The organism is Roseibium sp. MMSF_3544, from assembly GCF_030732845.1.
GTDB lineage: Bacteria > Pseudomonadota > Alphaproteobacteria > Rhizobiales > Stappiaceae > Roseibium.
Genome location: NZ_JASHKA010000007.1, coordinates 250,789 through 274,026, shown reverse-complemented (window position 1 = coordinate 274,026; position 23,238 = coordinate 250,789). Strand labels below are relative to the sequence as shown.

General features: G+C 58.8%; 18 protein-coding genes and 1 other RNA gene. 10 read left to right on the top strand and 9 right to left on the bottom strand.

Annotated features, from left to right (window positions below; genetic code table 11):
- Nucleotides 1–68 precede the first annotated feature (68 nt).
- Nucleotides 69–1,142 (bottom strand): serine hydrolase, encoded by a 1,074-nt coding sequence (locus RBB47_RS12855; protein WP_305986201.1) that lies wholly within the window; start codon nt 1,140–1,142, stop codon nt 69–71.
- Between the two features lie 175 nt (nt 1,143–1,317).
- Between RBB47_RS12855 and RBB47_RS12850 the strand changes: the two genes are divergently transcribed.
- On the top strand, nt 1,318–2,703 hold the full coding sequence (locus RBB47_RS12850; RefSeq protein ID WP_305986200.1) for a multicopper oxidase family protein: 1,386 nt from the start codon (nt 1,318–1,320) through the stop codon (nt 2,701–2,703).
- A 57-nt stretch (nt 2,704–2,760) separates the two neighbouring features.
- Nucleotides 2,761–3,468: an alpha/beta fold hydrolase gene (locus tag RBB47_RS12845; protein ID WP_305986199.1), complete on the top strand. Its 708-nt coding sequence runs from the start codon at nt 2,761–2,763 to the stop codon at nt 3,466–3,468.
- Between the two features lie 16 nt (nt 3,469–3,484).
- On the opposite strand, the gene RBB47_RS12840 is transcribed toward RBB47_RS12845, so the two are convergent.
- On the bottom strand, nt 3,485–4,279 hold the full coding sequence (locus RBB47_RS12840; protein WP_305986198.1) for a thymidylate synthase: 795 nt from the start codon (nt 4,277–4,279) through the stop codon (nt 3,485–3,487).
- A gap of 160 nt (nt 4,280–4,439) precedes the next feature.
- On the opposite strand from RBB47_RS12840, the gene ssrA reads away from it, so the two are divergent.
- The 4 genes from ssrA to RBB47_RS12820 all read left to right on the top strand — a co-directional run bounded on the left by ssrA (nt 4,440) and on the right by RBB47_RS12820 (nt 6,019).
- Nucleotides 4,440–4,811, top strand: a transfer-messenger RNA (tmRNA) gene (gene ssrA / locus RBB47_RS12835).
- 180 nt (nt 4,812–4,991) lie between these two features.
- Nucleotides 4,992–5,573 (top strand): SspB family protein, encoded by a 582-nt coding sequence (locus RBB47_RS12830; RefSeq protein WP_305986197.1) that lies wholly within the window; start codon nt 4,992–4,994, stop codon nt 5,571–5,573.
- A gap of 15 nt (nt 5,574–5,588) precedes the next feature.
- On the top strand, nt 5,589–5,795 hold the full coding sequence (locus RBB47_RS12825) for a DUF4169 family protein (RefSeq protein WP_305986196.1): 207 nt from the start codon (nt 5,589–5,591) through the stop codon (nt 5,793–5,795).
- Nucleotides 5,796–5,800: 5 nt separating this feature from the next.
- Entirely contained in the window at nt 5,801–6,019 is a 219-nt protein-coding gene (locus RBB47_RS12820; protein ID WP_305986195.1) for a ribbon-helix-helix domain-containing protein, read from the top strand.
- A gap of 6 nt (nt 6,020–6,025) precedes the next feature.
- On the opposite strand, the gene RBB47_RS12815 is transcribed toward RBB47_RS12820, so the two are convergent.
- Together RBB47_RS12815 and RBB47_RS12810 are read right to left on the bottom strand one after the other, a co-directional pair.
- Complete coding sequence (locus RBB47_RS12815) at nt 6,026–9,838, bottom strand: AsmA-like C-terminal region-containing protein (protein ID WP_305986236.1); 3,813 nt, start codon at nt 9,836–9,838, stop codon at nt 6,026–6,028.
- Between the two features lie 175 nt (nt 9,839–10,013).
- Nucleotides 10,014–11,429, bottom strand: a complete 1,416-nt coding sequence (locus RBB47_RS12810) for an FAD-binding oxidoreductase (RefSeq protein ID WP_305986194.1) — start codon at nt 11,427–11,429, stop codon at nt 10,014–10,016.
- Between the two features lie 141 nt (nt 11,430–11,570).
- Between RBB47_RS12810 and RBB47_RS12805 the strand changes: the two genes are divergently transcribed.
- A complete protein-coding gene (locus tag RBB47_RS12805; protein ID WP_305986193.1) occupies nt 11,571–12,068 on the top strand; it encodes a thioesterase family protein in 498 nt (165 codons plus the stop codon).
- 112 nt (nt 12,069–12,180) lie between these two features.
- Nucleotides 12,181–13,824 (top strand): chloride channel protein, encoded by a 1,644-nt coding sequence (locus tag RBB47_RS12800; RefSeq protein WP_305986192.1) that lies wholly within the window; start codon nt 12,181–12,183, stop codon nt 13,822–13,824.
- 337 nt (nt 13,825–14,161) lie between these two features.
- Here the strand turns inward: RBB47_RS12800 and RBB47_RS12795 are convergent, their stop codons facing one another.
- The gene (locus RBB47_RS12795; RefSeq protein ID WP_305986191.1) at nt 14,162–15,976 is read right to left on the bottom strand and encodes an aminopeptidase P family protein; all 1,815 of its coding nucleotides are present in this window, start codon (nt 15,974–15,976) and stop codon (nt 14,162–14,164) included.
- A 247-nt stretch (nt 15,977–16,223) separates the two neighbouring features.
- On the opposite strand from RBB47_RS12795, the gene RBB47_RS12790 reads away from it, so the two are divergent.
- Nucleotides 16,224–16,427 (top strand): hypothetical protein, encoded by a 204-nt coding sequence (locus RBB47_RS12790; protein WP_305986190.1) that lies wholly within the window; start codon nt 16,224–16,226, stop codon nt 16,425–16,427.
- Between the two features lie 101 nt (nt 16,428–16,528).
- Here RBB47_RS12790 and RBB47_RS12785 read toward each other — a convergent pair whose 3' ends face one another.
- A complete protein-coding gene (locus tag RBB47_RS12785; RefSeq protein WP_305986189.1) occupies nt 16,529–17,419 on the bottom strand; it encodes a 50S ribosomal protein L11 methyltransferase in 891 nt (296 codons plus the stop codon).
- A 133-nt stretch (nt 17,420–17,552) separates the two neighbouring features.
- On the opposite strand from RBB47_RS12785, the gene RBB47_RS12780 reads away from it, so the two are divergent.
- Nucleotides 17,553–18,119, top strand: coding sequence for a tetratricopeptide repeat protein (locus RBB47_RS12780; RefSeq protein WP_305986188.1), 567 nt, complete (start codon nt 17,553–17,555; stop codon nt 18,117–18,119).
- A 5-nt stretch (nt 18,120–18,124) separates the two neighbouring features.
- On the opposite strand, the gene RBB47_RS12775 is transcribed toward RBB47_RS12780, so the two are convergent.
- The 3 genes from RBB47_RS12775 to RBB47_RS12765 form a co-directional block, all read right to left on the bottom strand.
- Nucleotides 18,125–19,465, bottom strand: a complete 1,341-nt coding sequence (locus RBB47_RS12775; RefSeq protein ID WP_305986187.1) for an ATP-binding protein — start codon at nt 19,463–19,465, stop codon at nt 18,125–18,127.
- A 1-nt stretch (nt 19,466) separates the two neighbouring features.
- Nucleotides 19,467–20,186: a response regulator gene (locus RBB47_RS12770; RefSeq protein WP_305986186.1), complete on the bottom strand. Its 720-nt coding sequence runs from the start codon at nt 20,184–20,186 to the stop codon at nt 19,467–19,469.
- A gap of 346 nt (nt 20,187–20,532) precedes the next feature.
- On the bottom strand, nt 20,533–22,968 hold the full coding sequence (locus tag RBB47_RS12765; RefSeq protein ID WP_371932776.1) for an ATP-dependent helicase: 2,436 nt from the start codon (nt 22,966–22,968) through the stop codon (nt 20,533–20,535).
- Between the last annotated feature and the right edge of the window lie 270 nt (nt 22,969–23,238).

The window sequence follows — 23,238 nt, the reverse complement described above, 5'->3', positions numbered from 1 at the left end:
TAATGAGCTTCGCTTGCGGCCATCCTTCTAGACGAACCACGTCTCAGGATTCATCAATCCGTTCAAGCTCAAGCCCGCTGAAGATTGGCCAGGATGATCTCGAGCCATATCCGGGTTGGTGTGATCCAGGCGAGCCAGTTGTTGTAGTCGCCGGAATAGACAACGGCGGCGACGTCGGCTTTCGGACAGACAAAAAGCCGTTGCCCGCCATTGCCAAACCCACCGAACCAGGGCACCTGACCGCCCAATGCGGGTATGTGCGCGCTTCCACAGAACCAGAAATAGCCGTAGTCGACGCCCTCCCCGGTCGCAATGACTGGACGGAGCGAGGCGGTCAGCCAGGCTTCGGGCACCACTTGCCGCCCTTCCCAGACGCCGTCGTTCAGCACAAGGCGGCCAATTTTCAGAAGATCAGGTGCCGTCAGCCGTACGCCTGAAGCCGATGAGTGGGTTCCATCCTTGCCCGCCGACCATTTGAACGTCTTTATGCCAAGAGGGTCGAACAGGACTTCCTTTGCGAACTCCGGCAGGGTTTTTCCGGTTCCGGTTTCGATAATCTTGCCGATCAGCGCGGTCGCGCCGCCACTATAGATCCAGCGCGTGCCGGGCTCTGCAACGAGCGCGCGGTCCAGAATGAACCGGTAGCGGTCCGGTGCAAGTTCCATCGCGATCTCGCTGTTTTCCGGATCGGTATAGGGCTTCGTCTCATCCCAATCCATGCCAAGGCTCATGGTAAAGGCGTGCTCGATGGTCCGGCTCATGCGGGCCGGATCCGCCGCGAGATCCGGATAGCCCGGAAAAGCACTCAGGATCGGCGTGTCGAGGCGCGGTACAAGATCCCGTTCCAGCGCGATCCCGTAAAGCAGGCTGACAACGCTCTTGGTGATCGAACGCAAATCATGAAGGGTCTCTGGTCCGAAGCTGACGTCGCCAAGCGGTCGGCCCCAGTCTTCGTCCGGACCGCTGCCATAGCTTTCCAGGATCGTTTCACCGCCCCGTTCGGCCAGAACCACATGAAGATTGCGAAGCAATCCGGCTTCAACGCCTGCGACCAGCTTGCGCCCGATCATGGGGTCGAAGCCCCGGTTCTCGGCTGTCAGTGCGTGAGGTGACAAGGAAAGAGAAACGTCTGGAAGTGCCATGGCTACGACCCCGAAGGACAAGCAATTCCTGTATTCTGACCAGACAGGTTCAAATTGCGAGCGATTTCTTGGCCGCATTCGGGTCGGCGGGTCGCGCCGTCTTGACCTTCCAGCTGCTGGAAACACCATAAAGCATTGTCTGGACATCCGCATGCACATGAGCCGGAGAACAAACTTGAACCGCAGAACTTTTTTGAGAACCGCCCTTTCCGGCTGCGCAGCAGTCGCAGCGCCTCAGTTTTCGCTTGCAAAAACGACAGACGGTTTTCTGGAATTGACGGCTGCCAAGGGGCAGGTTCGCCTTTATGGCGCGAATGGCGGACAGTCGGATCTTTGGCTCTATAACGGCCGGTTGCCGGGTCCGGAAATCCGCGTGAAGCGCGGCGAGCGGGTCAGGGTACGCTTCAAAAACGAGTTGGACGAACCGAGTTCGGTCCATTGGCATGGCATCCGCATCGACAATTCCATGGACGGCGTTGCCGGAATGACCCAGCCTCCTGTCCAACCCGGCGAAGTCTTCGACTACGAGTTTCTGACGCCGGATGCCGGGACCTACTGGTATCACGCCCACAATATGAGCTGGAACCAGGTCCCGCGCGGACTGTCGGGTCCGCTAATCATTGAAGATGACGAAACGCTCTTTTCACAGGACACCGACATTACGCTGGTGCTCAGCGACTGGCGGCTCGACGAAAACGGTATCCTGGACACCGCAAGCTTTGGTGCCCGGCACGACTTTTCCCACGCAGGCCGGCTCGGCAACTGGCTGACCATCAATGGCACGTCGCTACCGGATATTCCCCTGAAGAAGGGCCATTGGCACCGCGTGCGGCTGATCAACACGTCGGCTTCCCGCATTCTCGACCTTGCCCCGGAGCGCTTCGGCGCGAAGCTCATCGGCCTCGATGGCCAGACATTCAATGCACCACGCGACATGCCCGGCACGGTGCAGCTTGCCCCGGCGCAGCGCATGGATCTCGTCTTGCGGCCTGAAGCAACGGGAACGATTCCATTTGAAATGATGACCGGACGGCCGTTTGCATTCGCCAATTTTCAGGTGAAAGACGCGGAATCTGAAGGTCCCTCTCTAAGATTGCCCCCGGTCAACACCCTGCCCGAGCCCGACCTGCAGGACGCGCTGGAAATGCCGCTTCTGATGGAAGGCGGCGCAATGGGTGGCATGCGGTCGCTGCTTAGAGACCGGACGGAAGACGAATTGCGCCAGATGATGCAGGACGGCCTCTTCTGGACCTTCAACGGCACATCCGGCATGCAGGACGCACCGATGTTCTCGGCAAAGCGGGGCGAGACTGTCGTTCTGGAAAGTCGAAACGACACCAGTTTCGCCCATGCCATGCATGTTCACGGTCATCACTTCCGTCTTCTGGAGCGCAACGGCGAACCACTCGAACACCAGGACTGGCGCGACACCTTCACCACAGACCCAGGCGAAACAGTGAAGATCGCCTTTGTCGCGGACAATCCCGGCAAATGGCTCATCCACTGCCATATGCTGGGTCATGCGGTATCCGGGATGATGACGTGGTTTGAGGTGAGCTGACAATCGAATCCCGCTAGAGTGATCTGACATCCATTTTCCCAACCAAGGAAAACGGGTTTGAAACCCGCAGCGCCTCCAGCGATTTTGTTCCTGCATGCCTTGCCAATGGACGGGGCAATGTGGCACGGCCAGTTCGACCTGTTTCCTGCTCGTACTTACGCTCCGACGCTGTATCAATACGGCAGTTCGGTCGAGGACTGGGCCTTGGCGGCACTCGATCAGGTGCATGAAGAAAAACTGATCATCATCGGCTGCTCGATCGGTGGCTCGTGCGCCCTTGAGATCGCGAGCAGGGTGCCGGAGCGGGTAAAATGCCTGGTGCTGGTCGGCACCAAGGCGCACAGAAATCCAGAACCAGCCTTTTTGGAAAAGGCAGTCGACCACATTCACAGACGTGGCCCCGGCGCCGCATGGGACGCCTACTGGGCACCGCTCTTTTCGAAATCCTGCGATGCCATGGTTTTGAAAAACGCAAGAGAGGATTTCAGTAAACGGACCGCGGATGAGCTTGCTGACGGCACGATCGCATTTCACACCCGTCCCAGCCGACATGAGCTTTTGCGCAGCTTCACCGGCGAAACAGTCTTTGTCTCCGGTAGCGACGATATTGCGCCCGGTCCTCAGACCACGCGCAAGCAGTCAGAAGATGCTCTCAAGGGCAGTTACCACGAGGTGCCGAATTGCGGTCACTATGTTCCGCTCGAAGCACCGCGCACCTTTAACGCCATCCTTCAGGGCGAGCTTTCAGGACATTTCTCGGGTTGATCGGGAGCTGAACCAATTACACCGCGATCGGCGCAGCAATGTGCGGATGGGGGTCGTAGCCAACCAGTTCGAAATCCTCGAACTTGATCGCGAAAAGATCCGTGACAGCCGGATTGATCTTCAGCTGCGGCAAGGGCCGTGGGGCGCGGGTAAGCTGTTCCCGGGCCTGATCGAAATGGTTGGAATAAAGGTGCGCATCCCCGAACGTATGCACGAAGTCGCCCGGTTCCAGCCCGGTGACCTGGGCGACCATCATGGTGAGCAGCGCATAGGAAGCGATGTTGAAGGGTACGCCCAGAAACACATCTGCTGAGCGCTGGTAGAGCTGGCAGGACAGCTTTCCATCGGCCACATAAAACTGAAACAGGGAATGACACGGCGGCAGCGCCATTTCATCGACCAGCGCCGGGTTCCAGGCCGAGACGATCAGGCGCCGGCTGTTTGGGTTCGTCCGGATCATCTCCAGCAGTTTTTCAATCTGGTCGATTGACCGGCCGTCCGGGGCCGGCCAGGAACGCCACTGGTAGCCGTAGACGGGTCCAAGCTCTCCGTTTTCGTCGGCCCAGTCATCCCAGATCTTGACCCCGTTCTCGTTGAGATAACGGATGTTGGTGTCACCTGCCAGAAACCACAGCAGCTCGTGGATGATTGATCTGAGATGCAGCTTCTTGGTCGTCACCACCGGAAAACCTTCTGACAGGTCGAAGCGCATCTGGTGCCCGAAGATCGACCTTGTTCCGGTGCCCGTGCGGTCGCCCCGGTCGACGCCTTCCTCGAGAATTTTGGTCAGGAGATCGAGATATTGCTGCACGGTAAGTGACTTTCGGATGAGAAAAGGAGAGCCACCCGTTAACTTCGCAGATTCTGGAAAAAACGCAGCCCCTCGCCTCGCGCTTTCCCCAGATCCGACTGGTTCGGCTGTGGATGAGCGCTTCTGAAGCTTGCCGGCAAAGCATCCGCGTTGCCCGAAACCTCTTTCAATTCAGGTCTGAAACGCTTATATCAAGCCTGCTGGTTCGCCAGCTATGGCAATAAACTGTCAGTGCAATAAACCTATCGGACCCGGGGGCGGTACCCGGCGCCTCCACCCAAGCCCGTGAGGCCAACTTCAGGAAATCTCGCGGGTTTCGGCGGGGGCGAAATAGGATCGACGAGGGCGTAAAGACTGTGCTTTTGCTCGGCATTGTACCACCGTTATCGGGCTGTTTTAATAGTTGCAAACGACAACTATGCTATGGACAACGCTGTCGCTGCGTAATGCAGTGCCGGTAGTCCTTTAAAGCCCTGCTGGATTAGCACCGGCAGGCGGGGTTCGAAGGCACCTGGCAACAGAAGCCTTCACCTTCCGCTCTGCTTCTGCTCCAAAATCCGCGCCTGACCAGCTCCGCTTCTGCCGGGGCTAAGCCGTTTCAGGAAAGACGCATTAATCCGGTATCACTTGGAAAATTGCCTTTTCTTTTTGGTCACGGAGCGTCAATGTGGAGCGGAAAGAGCAATTTTAAAGCGAGATTCGACGAGAACTGATGTCTGAAGACCTTCTGCGATACGATATCCTGATCCAGGACGCGCTCAGGGGAGCGGTCAAGAAGATTCTTGCCGAGGTCGGCCGCACGGGCTTGCCGGGTGATCATCATTTCTACATCGCGTTTGACACCAACGCACCGGGTGTCCGTATTTCCCAAAGGCTCAAGGAACGCTATCCGCAGGAAATGACCATAGTCCTGCAGCACCAATTCTGGGATCTGGCCATCGGCGAACATGCATTCGAGGTTGGCCTTTCCTTTGGCGGCGTGCCGGAAAAACTTCTGGTTCCGTTTTCCGCCATCAAGGGCTTTTTCGATCCGTCCGTTCAGTTCGCGCTGGAATTCGACCCGGGCAAGACCGCCGAGGAACTTCCCGAAGAGCTTCTCGAAGCCGTCGAGGAACTGGCAAAGGCCGAGCAGGAACACGCCGACAACGAGGCCGGACAGGCTCCCGATACTGACAAAAAACCTGAAGCGGCATCCGCCGAGAAGGACGATCAGGAAAAACCGGCCGAAAAAAGTTCCGACAGTGACGGCGGCGGTGAAGTCGTGTCGCTGGACGCGTTTCGAAAGAAAACCTGACCGCGGGAGACTGGCATGAGCGCGGAGATCGTCAATCTGCGCCAGGTACGCAAACAAAAAGACCGGGCGGACAAGGAAAAAAGAGCTGCAGACAACCGGTTGAAATTCGGCCGCACCAAGGCCGAACGCGATGCAGCGCGCCGCAGGCGCGAAGACCTCGAAAAACAGGTAGACGGCCACCGACTGCCCGGGGCCGAAACCTCCGACGACGACACCAACTGACGCAAATGGCCCTTCTCAAACGGTCCATTTCCCTGCACGGCCACCGCACAAGCCTTGCCCTTGAGCCGGAATTCTGGGACGTCGTAGACGCCCATACAGCAGCGGAAAAGCGCTCTCTTGCAGGATTGATTGCGGATATCGATGACAACCGTGACCCGGACGACCCGCTGTCATCGGCGGTGAGGGTCTGGGCAATGAAGAAGGTCAGGTTCGGACAATCCTGACGATTTCTATTGCGCGCCCGGCAGAACCAGCGGTGCCCCGACATCCTGCGTCAGGATATCCTCGATGGAAATCGGCGGGTCGAGCGGCGGCAGGCTGTTGGTCGGCTTGGCGGCCGGCGTCGGTCCACCAGGGACCGATTGTGTCGTCTGCGGCTCGGACGGGCTCAGGACTGCCCGGATGCGCTCGGCGAATGGTTCGTCTCCAGCCGGCTGATCCGCGCTGCTCTGTTGCCGCGGAGCCGGAAGGGCGTCCTCGATCGGTAAAGGGTCAACCCCTTCCAGAAGATCTCTCTGCTCTTCTTGCGCCTGGGCTTCTTCTTCCAGCCGCAACCGTTCTTCTTCGGCAGCAAGCGCTGCGGCTTCAGCTTCGCGAACCCGGCGGTCCCCTGCCTGCCTCTGGCGCTTCAACTCGCGGACAATACGGTCACGTTCCAGGATCTCGGCCTGCAGTTTTTCAACCCGCTCGACTTCCTGCTCGAAAGCGCGCAGGGTCAGATAGGCCGTGAAAGGCGCAATATCGATCTGGCGGTCAGGCGCGTCGACAGATCCCTCAAACAGCAACCCAACCTGGGGTTCCGCGCCGGTCACGGCATCTTCGCCAGGGTCCACCTTCAACGAGAAATCGGCATCGAGATCGTAGGTTCTCAGATCAACTTCGCCGGAACCGAAAATCTCCGCCCGTGTGGAATCGACCACCACATTGCGGGCGCTCAAGCGTCCGCCGACCAGGGTAAGAGTGCCATCGACGCGCTCAAAAGGCAGGCTCCCGGCGGCCATGTGGCTCACGAAGACCTCGCGGATCCTGTCGTCTTCCAGCTCAAGTCCGGCATCGGCCGCGCGGGTCACCAGCGGGAATGCCTGCGGATTGAGTCCGCGGAAGTCGCCCTCTTCCAGAGAGAACGTGCCGCCGCCGCTAAGACCCGAGACGATCGCCGAGATCGACCGGCCCGCGCCTTCGAATTCCAGGAAAAGATCGAGCGTACCGGACGCAACCGCGCGGTTGTCCGGCCGCCAGATCAATTGGCGCAGGTCCGCCCGGTCAAGTTTGACGCGCCCCGACATGGCAGCTTCCGCGTCAGAACGCTGTACCGAAAGGCTGCCGGTCAGCTTGCCGCCCGCAAACGCGCCGCTCAGGCCGTCCAGACGCATGAGCGTCGGAGAAATACGCAGCTCCGCACGAGGTGTGTCAATCGCCGTTTCCTCGTCGATCAGGAGCCGGCCGGCTTCGAATTGAAGCGAAACATCAAGACGATCCAGGAGTGGTGTGCCGAAAGGACCGGTCGGCCAGATGCTCGTTCCGTCACCTGCGGCAAACCACTGATCCGGACCAAGTACCAGCTCAGTCAGGCTGCGAAGATCGGCCTGGCTCAGGATAAGCTCTCCGGAAAAGCGGCGGTTCCGTTCCCCCGGTGCGGCCTCAAGATCGCCCTCCAAACGTCCTTCGAAGGTTGTCTCGCCGAGTACACCGGACGCATTGCTGATTTCCAGCTCACTGCCAACGCCTTTGACCTCAAACGTCATTTCCGCCGGGATCGTACCGGTCATCACCGGCATGACACTGCCGGCCATTAGCGCCAGCGGTGCCATATCGTCCGTCTTCGCGGAAATCGTTACGCTGTAATCCGGATCCTGGTCTTTCTGAAGCTTGATCGTGCCGTCTGCGGCAAGGTCCGATACGCCGACACTTGCGGCAAGCGCGACGTTCAGCCCCTCTTGCGGGATGCCCTTCGCCGTCAGGCTCAGCTCGCCGCCCGCGTTTTCATCGATCGGGATGATGTCAAATCCAAGTTGCTGAAGCAGTCTGCTGCCGTCAGGCCCTTTCATTCCAACAGCGAGATCGAGCTCCGAACCGTGCCAATCGTCGACCCGCCCCTTGAGTTCGGCGCTGACCGAGGCTTCCGCTCCGCCCGCAGTGCCGTCCAGCGTCAGCGTCATGTCGGTGCCGTCACCGAGAGCAGCAGCCTTCAGCTCACCTTCAAAGTTCGCGGGAACGAGGCTTCCTGCGGCTTTTTCGAAACGTTCGGCAAACACCGACTCCGGAAAGACACTTCCGGTAAGTGCAACAAGGCCAGACAGGTCCCGCGCATCCAGCACGCCGGCAACGGCTCCCTCGGGCGCAGAAAAGAGATTTCGGATTTCCCCGCTGACATCGAAACGGGCGCCCGCAAAATCATCCGCGAACAGCCGGTCGATCCGCACTCCGCCATCAGAATACTCGGCCTCCAGCGCAAGCCCCTTGCCGTCAACGCCGCGCGCGACGACTTCGCTTGCCCGCACTCGCAAAGAAACATCCAGTCCGGTCGGATCTTCGGTGGTTCCGCTTTCGCTCGTTTCAGGCTGTATCAGCGCCGCCAGGCTTTCGATCGAATCCAGATCCAGGCGGTCGGCATCAAGACTGAGCGAGAAGGTCGCGTTGCCGCTGCGCGGCTTGCGATAGGAAAGCCCCCCGCGCGCTTCCGAACCAGCCAGCGTGAGCCGCAGATTGTTCAAGGCAGCGCCTTCCGGCAACAGGTTCAATCGCCCTTCAAGCGCGATCGGTTCCATCGCCGAAACACCGTCTTCCTTTTGCTGCCACCAACCAAGGAAAGAACCGGGTTGGTCTGAACTGATGGAGAGAGCTCCGCGGTAGCTCATGGATGGCTCGAGCCCAAGATCACCCTGCGTGGCAACCATTGTCCGGCCGGGCAAACGTCCGGCAAAGCGGGCAACGCGCCAGCCCCCGAGCATGGTTTCAAGGTCCAGACGCACATTCTGAATGATGCCGCCTCCGGCAACAACGGCCGGCACGTCCATGGAAATCGCCCCTTCGATGGGCGGAAGCGGTACTGCCCGCAGGGCAGCGATCAATTGACTGCTCGCGTCGTTGAGATCCACGGGTGCAAGCGGCCCTCCGCCAAGCAACCGGTCAAGGTCCACCTGTTTCGACTGCGCCCGGATCTCGAACCGTTTGTCGCCGGCATAAACCAGGTCGGCGCTCCCGGTCGCGCTGAGCCGCTTGTCTTCCGGTCCGTATCGGAACTCGAATTCGGGAACGGCAACCTCGGCAATATCCGCCGTAAAGCGGCCTTCCGACTCCCAGCCGTTCTGATTTTCGTCGTCGACGACAATCGACGCGATATTGAAATTGCCGTCGAACGCAGGCGCGGCATCGGCTTGCTTCAACATGCCGTCAAAGGAGAAATTGACCGCCCAGTCTGTCGGGGTCAGCTCACCCTTGATGCGAATGCCGAGATCTTCCTGGGCCCTGCCGGTGGCAATGGAGACGTTATAGGGGGAACCTTCGATCGACAGGCTGCCCCCAGCTTTGAAAGGGCCGGCGAGCGAACGCGCGCTGACCGAAAGGTTGCCATTTTCAATCGTGTGGGTTTCACCGGAACGCGCATCGACGATGGACAGAGCGCCATCCTGGATCGTGACTTTCTCGAAGGCCACATCTTCAGGTGGAAGGTTTGCCAGTGCTCCGTCGGAAGTCCGTGCGGTCAGCCAGTCGAGCCGGCCTTCTTCATCCAGCGACAGCGACAGGTGCGGACGGTCAAGCTCCATCTCGATGACGCGGATCTCGCCTTTCATCAGAGGCGGCAACTCAATACGGACATTGAAGCGGGAAACGACGAGCAGAGGATCTTCCGCCTCACCGACCCGGACATCGGAAAAACTGAGGGATGGCGCCGGCAACAACCGCAAGTCGGCCTCACCGAGCACGGTTACCCGGTGCCCCAGCGCGCGCTCTGCATAGGATTCAAAAGTGGAACGGTAAACTGTCCAGTCGACAAAAAACGGCCCGACCAGTGCTGCGACCAGCACCAGGATGACTGAAATTCCCAGCGTTATGTAAACGGAGTTCAGGCTTTGTCTCCTTGCTCTCCAAACACACCGGACAGATGTAACCTATCTTTGCTGCACTGCAAACAGGCAAGCAGCCGCACCCGCCGTCCACGGCACGTATAGACTGCCGAGGTTAAAATCGAGCTTATTGAACTGATTCGATACAATATCATGACTGAGGCAGGATCTTGCCCGGATTCATTAAATTGTCCGGATCGAACGCGCGTTTGACCGACTGCATATAGTCGATCGCATCGCCGTGTTCGCGCCGCATATATTTCTGCTTACCCTGGCCGACGCCGTGCTCACCCGTGCAGGTGCCTTCCATCTTGAGTGCACGCACAGCAAGGCGCTCGATGAAGCCGTCCGCTTTCCGCTTTTCTTCCGGATCATCCAGGTTGACCAGCACCTGAACATGGAAGTTTCCATCGCCGACATGACCGACAATCGGCGCCAGAAGGCCTTCTTGTTCGATATCCCGCGCCGTTTCGCCAACGCATTCGGCCAGACGGGAGATCGGCACACAGACATCGGTTGCGACAATGTCCGCTTCCGGACGCAGGCCCTTGCCGGCCCAATAGGCATCGTGGCGTGCGGTCCAGAGTTTCGTCCGCTCCTCGGCGACGGTCGTCCATTCAAACGGGCCTCCACCGAACTCCTCCGCAATCGAGGAGAACATCTCGGATTGTTCCTGAACGCCTGCCTCGGAGCCGTGGAACTCGAGAAACAGCGTCGGTGTTTCGGCAAGGTCCAGTTTCGAATAGGAGTTGCAGGCTCTGACCTGAAGACTGTCAAGCAATTCGATCCGCGCCACCGGAATGCCCATCTGGATCGTCGTGATCACTGCGTTGCAAGCAGATTCCACGTCGGGAAACGGGCAGATCCCGCCGGAAACGGATTCCGGCTGGCCGAACAGACGGATGGTCAGCTCCGTAATCACGCCGAGCGTTCCCTCCGATCCGACAAACAATCTGGTGAGGTCATACCCCGCAGAGGATTTGCGGGCCCGCCCCCCGGTCCTGATGATGCGGCCATCAGCGGTCACAACGGTAAGACCCAGAACGGCATCCTTCATCGTGCCGTATCGAACCGCATTCGTTCCGGAAGCCCGTGTTGCCGCCATGCCGCCAAGACTTGCGTCCGCACCCGGATCAATCGGAAAGAACAAACCGGTGTCCCGGATGTAACTGTTGAGTTGTTTGCGTGTAACACCAGCTTCAACCCGACAGTCAAGATCTTCCGAATTCACTTCCAGAATCTTGTCCATCCTGCTGAGATCGATCGAAATACCGCCGAGCGGCGCATTCACATGGCCTTCGAGAGACGTTCCTGTTCCAAAGGCGATCACCGGCACCTTGTGTGCAGCACACGTTTGCACGATTTCCGCCACCTCCTCGGTGGACTGGGCGAAAACCACAGCATCCGGTGGCTCATTGCGGAGCCAGGTCGTGGTGTGGCCGTGCTGCTCCCTGAGCGCACTTGATGTCGAAAGGCGTTCGCCGAACCGCTGTTTCAGCAAATTGATGACGTCTGCAACTCTCTCGCTCGGATCGCCCGGGCGCGCAACTTCCGCTTCAATGGCCATTTCGGACCGGTATCCTTCCTTTTGGGGCTCGCATTTGGCCCCGTCTTTCAAATCTGAATATGTTAGCGGAAGCGGAAAAGGTCAAAGCCAAAACTGGCCTTGGCTGCGGGCGATTGCACGTCAAGGTTTCGGGAGATCAGGATGACGGCACTTTGGGAAAAAGCACAGGTCAAAAGCAATGTCATGACCGTGAAGGACGACTGGATCGACTATAACGGCCATCTCAACATGGCCTATTACAACGTTCTGTTCGATACGGCGGTCGACCAGGTGTTCGAACGCCTCGGCATGGGACCGGATTACGTAAAGACCCGTGGCGCATCCTTTTTCACCGCAGAGGTCCATGTCTGCTATCTCCGCGAATTGAGCGCGGGGATGCCTGTTATCGTGACCCTGCAGCTCGTCGGGCTCGATTTGAAGCGGGCGCATTTCTTTCAGGAGCTGCGCCACGCCGAGGAGGACTGGCTGTCGGCGACATCCGAACAGATGAGCCTTCATGTCGACATGTCCGCGCGCAAGGTCGCTCCCTGGCCGGAGGACATCCTGCACAATCTGACGGCGCTTGCGGAGGCACAGGCCGATTTGCCTCGCCCGGAGCGTGCCGGCAGGAGCATCGGGATCCCGCAAAAGGCTCCGTGAAAACAAATTGGGGTGATTAAGGCCGATTGGGCTTTCGTAGCCCTGTTCTTTCGTCCCGACTCGGGCAAAATGGGCACCAGCCAGACAATGTACCCGACCCCCGGCCCGAACGATGCGCAAGATAATTGAAACCGCCGGCCAACTTCCAGATATCCTCATAAGCTGGATAACGCCGAACGTGCGCCAGTTCCGGTCGAACAAGCTGCCGCTGGTCTGGCTGCTTGCGATTGTGGTCGGCGCCCTCGTCGCCCTTGCCGCAATCGCTTTCAGAACAGCCATCGGGCTCGTCCAGTGGCCCTGGCTGCGCACCACAACAGAGTTGACGATCCAGGCTGCCGTTCAACAGCCATGGTGGATCATCATGCTCGCACCCGCGGTGGCTGGACTGCTGGTCGGCTGGATCCTGCACAAATATCACCCTTATCAGCGAGCGGGCGGCGTTGCCGACGTGATTGAGGCCCGGGCTTACGGTGGGCGTGGTCTACCGCTCAAGGCAGGACTCTGGTCCGCCCTGGTGACGGCCATCTCACTGGGCGGCGGTGCCAGTGCCGGGCGCGAAGGACCGGTGGTGCATCTGGGCGCAACGCTCGGCACGGCGGTCTGCTCCTTTTTCCAGCTACCCGACAGCGCCAGACGCATGCTCCTCGCCTGTGCTGTTGCCAGCGGGGTTTCCGCCTCGTTCAACGCACCCATCGCCGGCGTTCTCTTCGCGCATGAAGTGGTTCTCGGGCACTATGCCGTCTCCGCTTTCGTGCCGATCGTGCTGGCTTCGGTCATGGGCACCTTGCTGTCGCGGCTCTGGTTCGGCAATGTCGCTGCCTTTGAAATCCCTCAATATGAAATCACGTCCTATCTGGAGATCCCGGCCTTTGCGCTTTTGGGACTGACCTGCGCAGCCGTTGCCATCATCTTTCAGTTTGCTCTGATCGGCTCCGACTGGACGGCAAGAAACATCACCATGCCGCTCTGGCTCAGGCCCGTGATCGGCGGCCTGGTGGTTGGAGCAATCGGCGTTTTCTATCCGGAAATCCTCGGCGTCGGCTATGAAGCAACCGACCTTGCCCTGAAACAGGAACTCGCCATTCAGACGATGCTGACGCTGCTTGTGGTCAAGACGGCGGCAACGGCCATTACGCTGGCATCAAGATTCGGTGGCGGCATATTCTCGCCCGCGCTCTATCTGGGGGCGATGACAGGCGGGGCATTCGGGCTGATTGCCGCCTCCGTCTTTCCCGAAATGGCGTCCAGCCATGGCCTATACGCGATCCTTGGCATGGGCGCGGTCGCGGCAGCCGTGTTGGGTGCTCCGTTTTCAACGACGGTGATCGTCTTCGAGCTGACCGGCGGTTATGCGTTGTCGATCGCCCTGTTGCTGGCGGTTTCGATCGCAACGGGCCTGACCCAGGCAGTTCATGGCAAGTCCTATTTCCACTGGCAACTCGGCATGCGTGGCTGCTTTGTCAACGAAGGCGCCCATCAGTTCCTGAGCGAGACCGTGAAAGTGCGCGATTTCATGGATCCACCGCCGGAAAACGAAGAGGAACGAGTTTTCAATCCGGGTGAGGACGGCCCTTACCTGCACGACACGGACAGCCTGGAAAGTGCTCTGAAAAGCTTCGATTCCTGCGGCAAGGCCGCCCTGCCCGTCGTCAGAAAAGGCGACGCCACAAAAATCATCGGTACGGCGCGGCATGTCCGAGGACTGCGTTACTTCAACGCCGCGTTGATCAAGGCGACAAAGGAAGAGCATCACTGAGGTCTGTGCGCGAACTCTCCTGCGAAAGCAGACCAGCGCGGAAGCTTCAGATCTCCAGGGCCGAGCCGCTTAGGCGACTTGCTTCCGTTGCATCCAATGCGGTCCGTTTTAGGAGAAACTGTGTCCTGTGAGGTGATCTCCGAACCTTAGAATTGTCCTCCCGGCTGGTGCGAAGCGCAAAGCCGGGATCCTGTAAACTCTTGTCTGATTGTTTTTTTCAGTCGTCGGCCACACGGAAAACTGGCTCCCGGTCTCGCCGCTTACGCGGCAAACCGGGACGACAAATCCGAGATACTATTCCGGGCCCTGGCTTGGACGCGACCGGGCGCTGCCTCGGCTAAATCGCCTCGGTGGCCTGCTCCAGCCAGATCCGTTCCTTCGCGCCGACAAGTGGTCCGACTTCTTCGCGGACGCGGGCGTGGTATCGGTTCAGCCAGTCGCGTTCCGCATTGCTCAACAGCGAACCGTCAACGAGGCGCAGGTCCATGGGGACCAGGGTAATCGTCTCAAAGCTCAGCATCGGCCGTTCTCCCCCGGCGATGTCGCGCGCTTCGGTGACGATCTCAAGGTTTTCGAGCCTGATTCCGTATTCACCAGCCGGGTAGTAGCCCGGTTCGTTCGACAGGATCATTCCAGGTTTCAGGGGCACCGTACCGGTTTTTGCAATTCTCTGAGGCCCTTCATGAACGCCCAGGTAGGCACCAACGCCGTGCCCGGTGCCGTGGTCGAAATCCAGGCCTGCTTTCCACAGATCGATCCGGGCCAGCGTATCCAGTTGCGCCCCGGTCGTACCATTGGGGAAACGAGCCGTGGAAATTGCAATGTGGCCTTTGAGCACGAGCGTGAAGTGCTTTTTCATCTCCGCGCTGACGTCACCGACGGCCAGCGTGCGCGTGATGTCGGTGGTCCCGTCCTCGTACTGGCCACCGGAATCGATCAAAAACGGTCTGCCAGAGGGGATCTTCAGGTTGCTCGACCGGCTGACACGATAGTGACAGATGGCGCCGTTCGGGCCCGCCCCGGAAATGGTGTCAAACGAGATTTCCTTCAGCACCCCGGTGGCGCGCCGGAATTCTTCAAGTTTTTCAGCAGCGCCTATTTCGTCAAGGTCGCCCTTACCAACCTCCTCGTCGAACCAGCACAGAAAATTCACGAAGGCGGCTGCGTCACGAAGATGCGCCTCCCGGGCGCCCTTGAGCTCTGCATCGTTCTTGACCGCCTTGGGAAGAAGGACCGGATCCTGCGCCTCGATCAGGGTGCCGCCTGCCTCTGTGATCGCGTCTGCAATGCCGATACCTGCCAGCGCAGGGTCGATCATCACCTTCGCGCCAGCCTCACCCAGTGCCTTGAGCCCGGTCATGAAATCTGCCGGTTCCGCCAGGTCGGTCAGTTCGGTCAGTGCATCCCGAACAGAGTTTGAGAGCTTCCGGCCGTCAATATAGAGCGACGGCTTTCCCTCAGCCGGAAGCGTCGCAAAGGAAAGCGGCAATGGCGTGTGGCTGACGTCAGACCCGCGAATGTTGAAAAGCCACGCGATGGAATCGGGCTGCGTCAGCACGCAGGCGTCGGCTTTCTTGTCGCCAAGAGCAGCCTGAATTTCGTTTATCTTCTCGCGCGACGTCTTTCCGGCCAATTCGGAAGGATAAAGCGAAACAAGACCGAGTGGCGGTTCCGGGCGGTCCTGCCAGACGCTGTCGACTGGATTGTCGCCGAGCGTGACCAGTTCTGCCCCTGCGTCCTCGCAGACTTTGCGCAGGCGGCGCACTTCACGCACCGTGTGCAACATGGCATCTATGCCGAGTTTCTGCCCCGGTTTCAGATGTTTACCCAGCCACTCGCTGACAGGTTCGTTGATCAGGTGCTGTGCGGGAAAAACGTCCATGTCGACCTGCTCGCGCACCTGGATCGTATACCGTCCATCAACGAAAATCGCAGCCTCATTGCCGAGCACTGCGGCGACCCCGGCAGATCCGGTAAATCCCGTCAACCACTGCAGACGGCAGTCATGTGGTGGAACATATTCGCCCTGATGGGCGTCGGCGCGCGGAATCAGGAAGCCATCGAGATTGCGGCGGGCAAGTTCAGCCCTGAGAAGCGCTGCATTCGGCGCCCCGCAGGAGGGATCACTGAGATCTTCGAAAGACTGGAACATGAGCGGCACGGTAGTTTGACGCTTGCCGCGGATCAAGCCGGATAATTATTCCTCCAAACGGGTCCTTCAGGAAATGGGCTAGTGCATTTTTGCAACGCAGCAAGTCTTTCGCATATGCGAAGAGCGCAAGGCTGTCATGCATTTGCAGACCTACCGGATCAGCGATCGAATCTGCATATTCCTGATGACAAGAAAAAAGACGTTTCTCCCTAGGGAAGCTCTTGAACTTCAAATGGGAATGATCACGATGACTATCGCAACAACCACTTCGACCCGCACTGGCAGCAACTTCATGCGCCGCGCGCTTGACCGTATGATTGAAGCGCGCTCCCAGCAAGCTCGCCGCTACGTCAACGGTTACCTTCTGTCTCTGGACGACGCAACACTTGCCGCCCACGGATACGATCGGGACCAGCTTGAGCGCGAAGGCGCAATGTCGAACCCGTTCTAAGGGGCTCAGGCGCGAATAAAGCGCTGTGCAAATGCAAAAGGGCCTGCCGGACTTCCGGCGGGCCCTTTTGCGTTTGCGGTGAGAAACAAGACTCACGGGCCTCAAGCCGTCTTTCGGCCCCGCACCAGTGTCAGCGTAAGCCAGCCGTTCTTTTCACGCCTTTTGTCGAGCACAAACCCCTGGCACCTGTAGGCGGACAGAATGCGCGGTCCGTCTTCGACCCGCAGACCCGACAGAACGAGAGTGGCTGTTTGCGTCGTTCGGCCGCCGATCGCTTTCGCCATTTTCATCAGAGGCCGCGCCAGAATATTTGCAATGACAAGGTCGAACGGGCCGCAGAGACCAAAGCGCCGGTCTTCGACGCCATTTGCCGTGAAGCCGCGCACAAGGTGCCCGGCCCCGTTCAGCCGGGCGTTTTCAAGCGCCGTCCGGGTCGCGACCGGGTCGATATCGGTCGCCAGCACCGTTTGCCGCGCTTTCAAGGCCGCTGCGATTGCCAGAACGCCGGTTCCAGTGCCGAGATCGAGGATATTTTCATATTCGCGCAAGGAGAGCAGACGGTCGATTTCCTCAAGGCATCCAGCCGTTGTGCCGTGATGCCCGGTGCCGAAGGCCAGCGCCGCCTCGATTTCCAGACCGATCGCTCCCGGAGGGACCTTTTCCCTGTCGTGACCGCCGTGAACGAAAAAACGCCCTGCCCTCACCGGCTTCAAGCCTTCAAGGCTTTTCTCGACCCAGTTGATGTCCGGCAGCTCTGCCGCTTCCAGCGGCGCAGCAAAGGCGTCGGAGCCAAGACGGTCGCGCACCAGGTCTGCGGCCTCTTTCTCCTCCATGTCGAACAGCAGAATTTCCGCCGACCACAGTTTTCCGTCCTCTGTGGCCTCGTAAATGGAAACAGGATTTCCTTCGTCTTCAAAGGCGCGTTCAAGCACATCGGCAATCCGCTTTGCTTCCAGTTCCTCGGCTACAATACGTACCCGGATGGTCTTCATGGCTGTCTCTGCCTTAAAATTTGTCGGTCGAGGCGTGCGGTATAGCCTTGCGGCCGGGAACACGCCAGCTTCAATCACATTTGACTGGCCAAATACGCCTCAAGCGCCATGTTTTTGGGAGCGGAGGGATGTCATGACTTTGAACGTACAGAAATTTGTACCGCTAACTGCGGGCCGGTTTCTCGTTGTGCTCGCAATCTGCCTGACAGCAATAACCGGTATTTCGCGGGCAGATCCGTCACGTGACGCCCTGTTCGACGCGCTGAAAGCGGCCCCGAGCGAAACTGAGGCAAAAGCCATTGAAAACGAGATCTGGCAATCCTGGATCGAAGCCGCACCAACACCGGCAGTTCAGGAGAAACTGGAAACGGCGATGCGAAAGCGCGGAGAATACGACTTCCAGGGCGCTAAAGACATTCTCGACGAGGTCATCCTGGAAGCCCCGGACTACGCTGAAGGCTGGAATCAGCGCGCCTTCGTCCTGTTTTTGCAAGGCAACTACGAGGCCAGCCTTGAAGACATTGACCGAACCCTTCAACTGGAACCCCGGCATTTCGGTGCGCTTTCCGGCAAGGCCATGATCCTCATGACACAAGGGCGCGTGCAACTCGGCCAGGATACCCTGCGCGAAGCCGTTGAAATTCACCCGTACCTTCAGGAACGCTCCATGCTGATCAAGCCCAAAGGTGTGGATCTTTGAAACGATCAAGCTTGATTTCGCGCCACGGGAAACGTTAGCCGCACGGTAAGCCCGCCGCCCTGGGTTTCAAGCAGTTCCAGTGTTCCCGAGGCGGCTTCGACAATTGCCTTGCTGGTCGCCAAACCGAGACCGAAACCGGTCCCTTTCCGGATCTGGCGTGCGGCGTCCCCTCGCTCGAAAGGTTCCAGCAACCGCTCCCTATGCTCTTCCGCAATTCCCGGACCGTGGTCGATTACATCGATGCGGATCCTGTTGTCCCGGGTAGAGGCCTCGATCTCCACGCCCGCGGCATAGTGATTGGCATTGTCCACCAGGTTGGAGAGCGCACGGACCAGTTCGCCCCGGCGCGCCATAATGGAAAACTTTCCGGTGCACCGCAGCTCTATTGAAAACCCGAGATCGAGGTATTGATCGACAAGCGACTGCAAGAGACTGGGAACATCGATCCGAAGCACCTGCTCCGAACTTGCCCCGTCCCGAAGGAAACTGAGGGCAGCATTGATCTGCTGTTCCATGATGTTCAGGTCTTCCAGGCTCCGGTCGCGGATATCGCCCTCCTCAAGCAGATCGAGACGCAGGCGAAGCCGTGTCAAAGGCGTTCTGAGATCATGACTGATCGCTGCCAGCGTTCGTGTCCGCTTTTCCACGAACCGGTTGATCCTCAGCTGCATGCGATTGAAGGCTGCCCCGGCTTCCCGGACTTCTTTCGGGCCGCTTTCGCTGACGGGCACGGGATCGGTGGACCTCTCGCCAAACGAGGTGGCCGACTGGGCCAGTTCGGCCATCGGTTTCACGAGCGACCGGGCAGCCCAGATCATCAGGGCACAGAACGTCAGCGCCAGAAATCCGACGAACAGGTAGAACGGCAGTCCGACAACGGGCGGCGGCGGGCCACGGAACCCCCATTCGGCAAGAATGAGATTGCCGTCGTCTAGACGGATGAACAAACGCGGTGGCGCACCTTTGCCCAGCTCCTTGGGGCCAAGAACATGTTCGATGCGCATTCCAAGGAGCGTGTCGCCGAGGCGGAAGGGACCGAAACGTTTCCGGCCACCGGGATCGGCCGCGGCGGTCAGATCGTTTTCTTCAACAAACCAGACATTGAGATTGGGTGCGTCGCGGCGCATCTGAAGAAGGACGGCCTCGCGGTCTTCAGCAGGCGTGTCGTTCAGCTTTGCAACGGCAACACTGACGAGGTGGCTGTTCATCACGGACAGGTTGTTGTGGAGGTGTTCCTTGATTTGAAACGTGACAACCGCGCTGACCAGGATCATGAACAGGCCGGCAACGGCCATCAGCACCAAAATCTGGTACAGCATGGAGTCCGGCCACAATCGCTTAAGCATGTCAGCTTTCGCGCGACACCGGCGCGACGAATTCGTAGCCTCCGGACCGCACCGTTCGGATGAATTGATAATTCGCGCCGCCCGCGTCCAGCTTGGAGCGCAATCTGCTGATCAGGATGTCGATATTGCGTCCGTTCGAGGCGCCGATCTGACCCATCGTGAGTTCAATCAACTGGTCTCTGCTCAAAACGCGGCCACCGCGCTCGGCCAGGACCTGCAGCAAATTGAATTCCGCAGGTGTCAGGGAAATCAAAGCCTTGTCCGTATTGAGGAGGTTTCGTGCCCGGCAATCCATTTCCCAGCCCTCGAAACTGAGCTTTCCGTTTTCAACCGGCGCAGCGGCTCCGCCGAGTTCGACCCTTCGAAACAAGGCACGCACGCGCGCGATCAGCTCGCGCGGGTTGAACGGTTTCGGCAGATAATCATCGGCACCAACCTCCAGACCGATCACGCGGTCGATGTCCTCGTTCTTTGCCGACACGATGATAATCGGGATAGGGCTTGTGGCTCGAAGGCGCCGGCAGATGCTGATGCCGTCCTCGCCCGGGAGCATCACGTCAAGAACGATCAGGTCGACACGATTGCTCGTCAGCAAACGGTCCATTTCCGCAGCGTCGCGTGCAAGCGTTACCTTGAAATCATTCGAGACCAGATGCCGCTTGATCAGCATTCCGATCTCAGGATCGTCTTCGACGACCAGTATGTGAGAAACCTTATGCATGCCCGGACATTACGCGCGTTTCTGCGTGAATTTCATCCGGAATTTTCGAAGAGTTGTTTCTGTACATTTCCGAAAATTACGCCGGAAACACCCTGAAAACAACGAAACCGGGCGGTTAAGCGCCCGTTAACTTTCGGAGCGCAACGCTGAAATCTCCACGACGAAATCATAATTCCTGCCGGCGAACTTCACGGTCTGACCGGCACCCGGATTGCCTGGCCACACTACCCTCTTCGGTCAGGCAAGGCGCCTGCCAGATGCTTTTCGGACCTACACAACCTCACCGAAATGCAAGGCAGGACATCAGCCGGTCACCGAAAGGTGGCCGGCTTTTTCCAACAGCATATCAGTGCCGCTCGACGAAACTATCGATGACTTTCTTGACGCCGGCCTTCTCAAAATCGACCGTCAGCTTGTTGCCCTCAATGGCCGTGATCGCGCCGTAGCCGAACTTGATGTGAAACACTCTTTCTCCGAGCGAGAAGTCGGACGGCGTTTCGCTGACCGACTTGGCGACAAGCTCGCCTTCGATCGTCATCGGGCCCTGGCGCTTCATACGTGCGGACTTGTAGCCTTTGCCGCCTTCCGAAAATCCGTCGCCTGACTGGCGTGCCCGCTGCGCGCGCTGCCAGCCGGGCGTGGAATAACTGCCACGTTCAAAGGGATCATTGCTGTCGAAGCGTGACGGACCGTAGCCACCACCGGCATAGCCGCCATAGCTTGAGGAAGGTTCGGCGATTTCAACATGATCGGGCGGCAATTCGTCCAGGAACCTGGAGGGGACTGTCGACTGCCACAGCCCGTGGATCCGCCTGTTGGAGGCGAAATAGAGCTTGGCGCGTCTCTTTGCGCGCGTGATGCCGACATAGGCAAGCCGCCGCTCTTCCTCAAGACCGGCCCGTCCGCTTTCGTCGAGCGAGCGCTGATGGGGGAAAAGCCCCTCCTCCCATCCCGGAAGGAAGACCGTATCGAATTCCAGCCCTTTGGCCGAGTGCAGTGTCATGATCGAAACCGCGTCACTTGCATCGGCGCTGTCGCGGTCCATGACGAGCGAAATGTGCTCCAGAAATCCTGCCAGTGACTCGAATTCTTCCATCGAGCGCACCAGCTCCTTCAGGTTGTCCAGGCGGCCCGGAGCTTCCGCAGAGCGGTCCTGGCGCCACATTTCGGTGTAGCCACTTTCGTCCAGAACAATTTCGGCAAGTTCGGTGTGCTTGAGCTGATCCACCTGCCGTTGCCAGCGACCGAAATTGTCGAGCACGTTTTTCAGCGCATTGCGCGGTTTCGGCTTGAGTTCCTCGGTATCTATGAGCTGTTGCGCCGCCTGCATCAAGGGTATGCGCTCGGCCCGTGCCAACCCGTGAACAAGCTTCAGCGTCGCGTCACCCAGACCGCGTTTCGGCGTATTCACGATCCGTTCAAACGCGAGATCATCCGACGGCTGGTTCACGCAGCGCAGATAGGCCAGCGCATCACGGATTTCCATTCGCTCGTAAAATCTTGGCCCACCGATGACCCGATAGTTGAGGCCAAGCGTCACGAACCGTTCTTCGAACTCGCGCATCTGGAAGGACGCCCGAACGAGCACGGCCATTTCGTTTAGTGCATGTCCTTTGCTTTGCAGCGCCTCGATTTCGTCGCCGATGGTTCTGGCTTCTTCCTCTGAATCCCAAACGGACGCAACCGAGACGAGGTCATGATCCGGCTCTTCGAAATCGGTGAAAAGCGTCTTGCCAAGGCGCCCTTCGTTAAAGGCAATCAGATGCGATGCGGCTGCCAGAATGTGGCTGGTCGAGCGGTAGTTCCGCTCCAGCCGAATGACCGTTGCGCCTTTGAAGTCATGCTCGAAGCGCAGGATGTTGTCGACCTCGGCCCCGCGCCAGCCATAGATCGACTGGTCATCATCACCAACGCAGCAGACATTGGGATTGCCCTGTGCCAACAGACGCAGCCAGAGATACTGGGCGATGTTGGTGTCCTGGTATTCGTCCACCAGCATGTAGCGAAACCGGCGCTGATATTCCGCAAGCACATCCGGACGGGTCTTGAACAGCGTGATCACGTGCAACAGCAAATCGCCGAAGTCGGCTGCGTTCAGGATCGACAGGCGCTCCTGGTATTCCTCATAGAGCCGCCGCCCCTTTCCGTTGGCAAAGGCCCGCGCTTCCCCCTCCGGAACCTGATCCGGCGTCAGCGCCCGGTTTTTCCAGCCGTCAAGAATTCCGGCGAAGGTCTTGGCCGTCCAACGCTTGTCATCAAGTCCTTCGGCCTGAATGATCTGCTTGATCAGGCGGATCTGGTCGTCCGTATCGAGGATGGAAAAGCTCGACTTCAGTCCCACCAGTTCGGAATGCTTGCGCAAGATTTTCACGCAGATGGAATGGAAGGTGCCGAGCCAGGCCATGCCTTCCACGCTTTCGCCGACGAAGCCGGAAATGCGCTCTTTCATTTCCCGCGCCGCCTTGTTGGTGAAGGTGACGGCAAGAATCTCAGAAGGTCTGGCAAGTCCGGTCGCCAGAATATGCGCGATACGCGTCGTAAGGACCCGGGTCTTGCCGGTGCCGGCACCCGCAAGAACAAGGACAGGCCCTTCCGTTGTCTCGACGGCGAGCCTCTGTTCAGGATTCAGACCGGTAAAGTAGTCGGGTGCCCGGCGTGCCGCCATGGCACGCGCGGCGATCCCGCCTTGCGGACGCGGCGGTGCGGGCGCCATGTCCCTTTGTGTTCCGACCGGCTGAAAAGGATCGTCGAAGGAATCGTCATACCCACCCGGGTCTGCCATGGTTTCCTGGTCCAGTTCCGTAAAAAAGCGCTCAAGAACAACGTGCCAGTCTTCTGACGAGATCAGGCCGGTTCTTCTATTGAAACCTCTTTGGGCATCCTTTGGGATTTTTAAAATACACAAGATGCTCACACGAGAACAATATAGCAACAAAGCAGCGCTGGCGAGGTGGGAAATCATCAATAGATGGGGACAAGAAAAGCAAGGGATTAGCGGGGTTTGACCGGTGAGTTTTCCCCGCAGCCGGTTTTTCGAGACATACCCTCTGGC